8 protein-coding genes are annotated in these 7,229 nt (G+C 36.8%); all 8 read right to left on the bottom strand.

All coding sequences use genetic code 11. The features are described 5' to 3' along the window. Positions 1–226: 226 nt before the first annotated feature. On the bottom strand, positions 227–1,261 hold the full coding sequence (gene galE, locus JCM15092_RS13840; protein WP_024995165.1) for a UDP-glucose 4-epimerase GalE: 1,035 nt from the start codon (positions 1,259–1,261) through the stop codon (positions 227–229). Positions 1,262–1,471: 210 nt separating this feature from the next. Next, positions 1,472–2,077 (bottom strand): electron transport complex subunit RsxA, encoded by a 606-nt coding sequence (gene rsxA, locus JCM15092_RS13835; protein ID WP_024995164.1) that lies wholly within the window; start codon positions 2,075–2,077, stop codon positions 1,472–1,474. A 19-nt stretch (positions 2,078–2,096) separates the two neighbouring features. Next, on the bottom strand, positions 2,097–2,681 hold the full coding sequence (rsxE, locus tag JCM15092_RS13830; protein ID WP_024995163.1) for an electron transport complex subunit RsxE: 585 nt from the start codon (positions 2,679–2,681) through the stop codon (positions 2,097–2,099). A gap of 14 nt (positions 2,682–2,695) precedes the next feature. Next, on the bottom strand, positions 2,696–3,367 hold the full coding sequence (locus JCM15092_RS13825) for an RnfABCDGE type electron transport complex subunit G (protein WP_024995162.1): 672 nt from the start codon (positions 3,365–3,367) through the stop codon (positions 2,696–2,698). Further along, the gene (locus tag JCM15092_RS13820) at positions 3,364–4,371 is read right to left on the bottom strand and encodes an RnfABCDGE type electron transport complex subunit D (RefSeq protein ID WP_024995161.1); all 1,008 of its coding nucleotides are present in this window, start codon (positions 4,369–4,371) and stop codon (positions 3,364–3,366) included. Before JCM15092_RS13820 ends, JCM15092_RS13825 begins: the two co-directional genes overlap by 4 nt. Before the next feature lie 11 nt (positions 4,372–4,382). Continuing rightward, complete coding sequence (rsxC, locus tag JCM15092_RS13815) at positions 4,383–5,723, bottom strand: electron transport complex subunit RsxC (RefSeq protein WP_024995160.1); 1,341 nt, start codon at positions 5,721–5,723, stop codon at positions 4,383–4,385. A 40-nt stretch (positions 5,724–5,763) separates the two neighbouring features. Then, complete coding sequence (locus JCM15092_RS13810; RefSeq protein ID WP_024995159.1) at positions 5,764–6,705, bottom strand: Fe-S cluster domain-containing protein; 942 nt, start codon at positions 6,703–6,705, stop codon at positions 5,764–5,766. Positions 6,706–6,722: 17 nt separating this feature from the next. Further along, positions 6,723–7,148: a SoxR reducing system RseC family protein gene (locus JCM15092_RS13805; RefSeq protein WP_024995158.1), complete on the bottom strand. Its 426-nt coding sequence runs from the start codon at positions 7,146–7,148 to the stop codon at positions 6,723–6,725. Between the last annotated feature and the right edge of the window lie 81 nt (positions 7,149–7,229).

Here is a 7,229-nt window from a genome sequence, read left to right as displayed (position 1 = left end):
CTAAAAAAGACAGTCCCCCGACTCACGTCGAAGAACTGCCACAACACAAACACAAAATAAAACACGACAAAACTACTATGCAATTATATAACCTGCTATATGTCTGAAAAACATAAATTCATCTTTTAGGTATTCACATATCCGAAAGATGTTTCAGGTCATTTGCACATATAAAACGCTTTGATATCGCATTTTGTTTTTTGTTTTATGTTAAAATAAGTTAAACTTATTGTATTCCTTTTTCTCTTAGCTTTAATTGCCAATTCCAAGCCGATTTCACAGTCTCTTCAATGCTCACTTCAGCCTTCCATCCCAAAACATTATTTGCTCTTTCTGGGTTAGCCCAAACTTTTTCGATATCTCCTTCACGGCGTCCTGCAATCTTATAGTTAAGTTTAACACCTGTAGAACTTTCAAAAGCATTAATAAGGTCAAGAACAGAAAGTCCATTACCTGTACCTATATTAAATACTTCAACTCTTTCCAGCTGTTTATTGTTCAACAATCTATCCATTGCTACAACATGAGCTTTGGCAAGATCAACAACATTAATATAATCTCTGATGCATGAACCATCAGGAGTGTTATAATCATTTCCAAAAACGCTAAGTTGTTCACGTATACCCATAGCTGTTTGAGTAAGGAATGGAACTAAGTTTTGTGGAACACCATTTGGCAACTCTCCTAATAGTGCAGTAGGATGAGCACCAATCGGATTGAAATATCTAAGGATTATAGAATTAATAGGTGAACCAGAAGCTATAGTATCACGTATGATCTCTTCATTAATCTGTTTTGTATTACCGTAAGGTGATTCAGCTTTCTTAATTGGAGCCTCCTCTGTTACAGGAAGAATATCAGGCTGGCCATAAACAGTACATGAAGATGAGAATATGATTCCATCAACAGAATATTTAGGCATAAGCTCTAAAAGGTTTATAAGAGATACTAAATTGTTGCGATAATATAAAAGTGGTTTCTTAACAGATTCGCCAACGGCCTTACTTGCTGCAAAATGTATAATACCTTTTATACCGTCATATTTTTTGAAGACGTTCTCTAATGCTTGAAAATCTAAGCAATCTACTTTTTCAAATGCTGGACGGATATTGGTAATTTTCTCAATGCTATCCACCACATCTTCACGTGAGTTAGAGAGGTTATCGATTATAACCACATCATATCCACTATTCTGAAGCTCAACAACAGTATGAGAGCCAATATACCCAGTTCCACCGGTAACTAAAATTCGCTGTTTCATATAAAATACATCGTTTAAAAGGTTCGTTTTCTTTATTAAAAAAGAATATCTTATTGTAAAATAGAATTGCAAAATTAAAGATATTTTTCTAATTCTTACTTGAGTAGTTAATATTTTATTCTCCATTTAAAACCTTATAATAGTCAAATTGTGACAAAAAAAAGCCTTGACAAACAAATGTCAAGGCCTTTAAAAAACTATATTATAGCCTTATTGTCCTAATCCAAATAGGACAGCCAAACCTTTATCTACTCCTGAAAATCCCATGAATGCCATAGCCAACAAACCTGCTGTAACAAGCGCAATTGACATACCTTGCATCCCTTTTGGTATTTTTACCATACTAAGCTGTTCACGAATACCTGCAAATAGGATTAATGCAAGTGCAAAACCTAAAGCAGTTGAGAATGCGTAGATAACGCCAGTAAGGATATTGAAATCTTTCTGTATTACAAGTATAGCGACACCGAGAATACAGCAGTTTGTTGTAATCAGAGGTAAGAAAACTCCTAAAGCCTGATATAGAGCAGGAGAAACTTTCTTAAGTATAATCTCTACCATCTGTACCAATCCTGCAATAACAAGAATGAAAGCTATGGTCTGAAGATACTCAAGTCCAAAAACATCCAATACATATTTCTGAATGACATAAGTTACTATAGTAGACAAAGTAAGTACGAATGTAACTGCTGCACCCATACCCAATGCGGTATCAATCTTCTTTGATACGCCCAAGAAAGGACATATACCCAAGAACTGTGATAGAACAATATTATTTACAAATATCGCGGTGATAAAAATCAATAAATATTCCATTTCTGATATAATTTATGGGTTAAGCTTTCTTTAATTTATTTACAATTGCAATAAGGAATCCTAATGCTATAAATGCACCAGGTGCAAGTACAAAGATCAACATTCCATATTGTTCAGGAAGAATTGTAATATCGAAGATCTTTCCTGTTCCAAGAAGTTCACGAACACTACCTAAAATAGTTAGTGCCAAAGTAAATCCAAGTCCCATACCTAATCCGTCGAAAAGAGAAGCTATAGGATTATTCTTTGCAGCGAAAGCCTCAGCACGACCTAACAAGATACAGTTTACAACAATAAGTGGAATAAATAGTCCAAGTGTAGCGTATAATCCCGGAACAAAAGCTTGCATTATCATCTGAAGAAGTGTAACGAAAGATGCTATCACAACTACAAATATAGGAATGCGCACCATATCCGGAACAAGGTTCTTGATTAATGAGATTGCAATATTTGAACAGATAAGCACAAACATTGTAGCAAGCCCCATACCCATACCATTAATAGCTGAAGATGTAGTACCCAAAGTAGGACACATACCTAAAAGGAGAACAAATGTCGGATTTTCCTTAACTATTCCGTTCATCAATACTTTAAAGTTATTCATATCCCTCTTCCTCCCTATTTTTTATTAGTTATTTCATTATTGCTTGCTGAGTCAGCATCTTCTGTTTCAGATTCAGAAGCCTCAACTTGTTGAGAAGCACCAGAGTTAGCATCTGTGTTCTGACCGCTATATGCAGCATAAGCATTATTTACAGCCAAAAGAAAAGCTCTTGAGGTAATTGTTGAAGCAGTAATGGCATCAACCTGGCCTCCATCTTTTGAAACTGTAAGAGCTTTTTCTCCAGGATTCATTCCTACAATATTGCCCTTATTACCCTTTTTAAACCATTCATTAGCTTTAGATCCCAATCCTGGAGTTTCAGAGTGTGATAAAAGTGAATAATCTATGATATTACCATTTTTGTCGAATCCAACAAGAACAGTTAGCTTACCACCAAATCCATTTGCAGAAGATTCAACAGCTGCTCCAACAAACTCTCCATTTTTAGTTGCTTTATAAACTACATATTTATTTCCGCCAATTTCTATTGTATCAGGTTGAGCAGCAGGATTGTTATCAAATGCAGGGACAACGATTTTTATAGCCTCACTCAAAGCTTTTGAATTAGCTTGCTCAATAGGCTCTTTTGTCAATTCGTTTACATAACCTAGTAAACCTCCGGCTACCACACTCACAGTAGTAAGTACAATAGCCATATTCTTTAGTGATGATTCAAGTTTTTTCATTTTTTAATTACCTCCCCGAATCTTTTTGGTTTACAATATGTATTAATCAATGGTGTAAATGCATTCATTATAAGAATAGCAAAAGACATACCCTCAGGATAAGCACCAAATGCACGAATTACAACTGTTAGGAAACCTATTGCTACACCATATATTATCATTCCCTTATGTGTCATTGGAGAAGTTACATAGTCGGTTGCCATAAAAATAGCACCAAGCATAAGTCCACCGGTACATAGCACGGTAATAGGAGAAGCATATATAGGATTTGCAATATGCATCAGGCCAGACATAACAAATACTGTAGCTAGTATTGACACAGGTATATGCCAAGTGATTACCTTAGAAACAAGCATGTATATAAGTCCTATTATAAGAGCAGCTGCACTAATCTCACCAAGAGAACCTGCTCCTAGAGTCACATCATTTGGTATTCCTATGAATAAGCTGAAACTATCGGGTAATTTTGATAACACAGATGAATCGCCAGTCTTTATTGCTTCCTTCATTATTGCCAAAGGGGTAGCTCCCGTCTGAGCATCAATATATGATGTTAGCTGACCAACTTTTGGCCAAGAGGTCATTTGGACAGGGAAAGAGATAAGTAAGAAGACACGCCCAACTAAAGCCGGATTGAATGGGTTATTACCCAAACCTCCAAATGTCATCTTACCAATTCCTATTGCAACAAGTGCACCTATAATTATAATCCATATAGGAAGATTAGATGGTAAATTGAATGCAAGTAAAACACCTGTTATAACTGCTGAACCATCACATATTGTGCACTCATTTCTTTTAAGTATAAACTTGCTTATTGACCATTCAAAGAATAGACAAGCAGCAACAGAAGTGATAGTAACAATTGCTGCCCCTACTCCAAATGCCAACAAAGATACGAGCAAAGCAGGTATCAAGGCGATCAACACCCTATACATATTCTTCTTGACGCTGTCTCCACCATGTACATGAGGTGATAATGATACTATTAATTTATTAGCCATATTTTGTCGAATTATTTTTTAGTACTGCGTGCTCTGATTATTCCTCCTACTGTTGTCTTACCCAAACGTATATAGTCGAGCAAATAACGGTGAGAAGGACATGTGAATTGACATGAGCCACACTCAATACATGATGAAACACCTTCTTTTTCAACTCTTTCCCAATCCTCATTAGCCGATAATGTAGCCAACAAGTATGGTTCAAGCCCCATACAACAAGCGCTTACACACTTAGCACAACGTATACAAGGCTGTGGCTGTAAACGTTTAGCCTCTTTATTGTTCATGAGCAATATGCCAGAGCTTCCTTTAGTTATAGGTATCTCTGTATTCATAAGAGACTTACCCATCATAGGACCTCCACCAATCACTTTTCCAGTATCTTCAGGCTGTCCGCCGGCAGCATCAATAAGCTGTGACATAGGTACTCCCATACGAGTAAGAAAGTTTGAAGGATTAGAAAGAGACTTACCGGTAACTGTGACAATGCGTTCGAAAAGAGGTTTATTCTTCTGAATAGCTTCATAGACTGCATACGCTGTTCCAACATTCTGTACTACAGCACCTACGTTGATAGGTATAGCTGGAGGAGCCGGAACCTGACGTGATAATATTGCATCAATAAGTTGTTTTTCACCACCTTGTGGATATTTGGTTTTCAATGGAACAACTTCAATACCTTGATACTCCGATGCTTTCTGAGTAAGGATTTTTATTGCCTCAGGTTTATTATTCTCTATACCGATATAGCCCTTATCTACCTTAGCTGCTTTCATCAAAATAGTAACGCCAACCATAACTTGATCGGCCTTCTCCATCATTAATCTGTAATCAGCAGTCAAATAAGGTTCGCACTCAACACCATTAATTATTACACACTCTGCCTTACAGCCAGGAGGAGGAGTTAGTTTAACATGAGTAGGGAAACAAGCACCTCCCATACCTACTACACCTGCATCTTTTATTTTCTCTATAATCATTTCAGGAGCAAGATCGCACTCCTTAACTAAAGTATCAGTACGGTCTATTGACTCTTCCCACTCATCTCCCTCAACGTCTATATAGATAGCTGGTTTGCGATAACCAGATGCATCAACTGCAGTGTCAACCTTGTTGACCTTACCTGATACTGATGAAAAGATAGGAGCTGAAACAAATCCACCAGCCTCAGCTATCTTGGTGCCAACTTTTACTATATCTCCCTTCTTAACTATAGCGGTAGCAGGGGCTCCGATATGTTGTGAAAGAGGAAAGACAGCTTGCATAGGAAGAGCAAGAGTCTCTATAGATTTATCTGCTGACAATTTATTTTCTGCCGGATGTACTCCACCAATTCTAAATGTCTTCACAATTATATTTTTTTAATTTACTTACTTGTTTATAAATTATTGCCTAAGCATCAGCTTTTACCTCATCAGAGTTTGCGAAATCTATTGATACAGGTGTACCTTCCTTTTTAGTGTCAGTTATATCATCTGCATTTTTAGTATTCCCATCATTAGTATCCAAAACTTTACGAGCTGGGAAACCAACCTCCCAAATAGTTTCATTAGGACACTCAGGGACACATTTCCTGCAAGACTTGCATTTTGACGGATCAATATATGCAAGATTCTTATCTATTGTAATAGCCTCAAAAGGACATACTTTCACACATTTACCGCAAGCAATGCAACTTACTTTACACTCTTTATTGGCTATCGCACCTTTATCCTTATTAACGCAAGAGACAAAAATACGACGGTTGTTCTTTCCTTTTGGGCGAAGTTCAATTATCACTCTTGGGCAAGCTTTTACACATGCTCCACAAGCAGTACATTTATCTTCATCAACCTCAGGAAGACCTGTATCTGGATTCATATGAATTGCGTCAAACTGACAAGCTTCAACGCAATCACCACAGCCAAGACATCCATAGCTACAAAGGGTCTCTCCACCAGAAGTTGCATTAGCTATCTTACAAGATATGGCTCCATCGTACAGGTTAACACGAGGACTATTATCACAAGTACCATTACATCTTACAACTGCTACCTTAGGTTCCGTAACAGAAGCATCTATTCCTAAAATCTGACCTACCTTGTCCATTACTGACTGACCGCCAACAGGACAAAATTTGCCGTCTAAAGATGTGCTTTTCACACATGCATCAGCAAAAGCAGAGCAACCTGGAAATCCACAGCCTCCACAATTGGCTTGAGGGAGCACCTCTGAAACCTTAGCGATTCGTGGGTCTTCATACACAGCAAATTTCTTCGATACAAAGTAAAGGATCACCGCAGCGACCAGTCCTATTGCACCTAAAGAGATTATTGCTACAAAAATTAGATTCATAAGTGTTTATAAGTTAATTAGTTGTTTATATGTTCTATACTAAATGTGAACTTTTTCTCAAGCTTACCTCTGAATAGATAAATCACAGCATAATAGACTATAATAGTCAATAGGGAGACTAAAGCCGCCTGAGGCTCACTCATGCCTACTAACTTAATAAGAAGAAAAAGTGCAATTACTACAATAATGAATGGTACAAAAAAAGCCAAGAGTACAGCCGTCAGACCCATTGAGGTTGAGCCATAAACCCAAACTTCATCACCTACATTGTACAATGATGAATCTATATTATATATATCGATTATTTTCTCCTTGCTCTCTGAAGCGCTACAGTGACCTTTTATACTGCATGCAGAACAACCGGAAGTTTGAAGTATCTTAACCTTTACTGAAGTATTGTTTGTGCTTTCCACAATACCGTGATGTTTAATAATATCAGCCATTTTGTAAACTCTACATTACAATTTTGAGCAAATGTAATATAATTTAATTAGAGAAACAATATATTATTTAATAATAAAATT

This window comes from Phocaeicola paurosaccharolyticus JCM 15092 (assembly GCF_000613805.1).
Lineage (GTDB): Bacteria > Bacteroidota > Bacteroidia > Bacteroidales > Bacteroidaceae > Phocaeicola > Phocaeicola paurosaccharolyticus.
This window is presented reverse-complemented; position numbering and strand designations above follow the sequence as displayed.

Excerpts from the sequence above, each read along its gene's own strand:
- rsxA (WP_024995164.1), bottom strand. The coding sequence starts at position 2,077 with ATGGAATATTTATTGATTTTTATCACCGCGATATTTGTAAATAATATT.
- JCM15092_RS13820 (WP_024995161.1), bottom strand. The coding sequence starts at position 4,371 with ATGGCTAATAAATTAATAGTATCATTATCACCTCATGTACATGGTGGA.
- galE (WP_024995165.1), bottom strand. The coding sequence starts at position 1,261 with ATGAAACAGCGAATTTTAGTTACCGGTGGAACTGGGTATATTGGCTCT.
- JCM15092_RS13825 (WP_024995162.1), bottom strand. The coding sequence starts at position 3,367 with ATGAAAAAACTTGAATCATCACTAAAGAATATGGCTATTGTACTTACT.
- JCM15092_RS13805 (WP_024995158.1), bottom strand. The coding sequence starts at position 7,148 with ATGGCTGATATTATTAAACATCACGGTATTGTGGAAAGCACAAACAAT.
- JCM15092_RS13810 (WP_024995159.1), bottom strand. The coding sequence starts at position 6,705 with ATGAATCTAATTTTTGTAGCAATAATCTCTTTAGGTGCAATAGGACTG.
- rsxE (WP_024995163.1), bottom strand. The coding sequence starts at position 2,681 with ATGAATAACTTTAAAGTATTGATGAACGGAATAGTTAAGGAAAATCCG.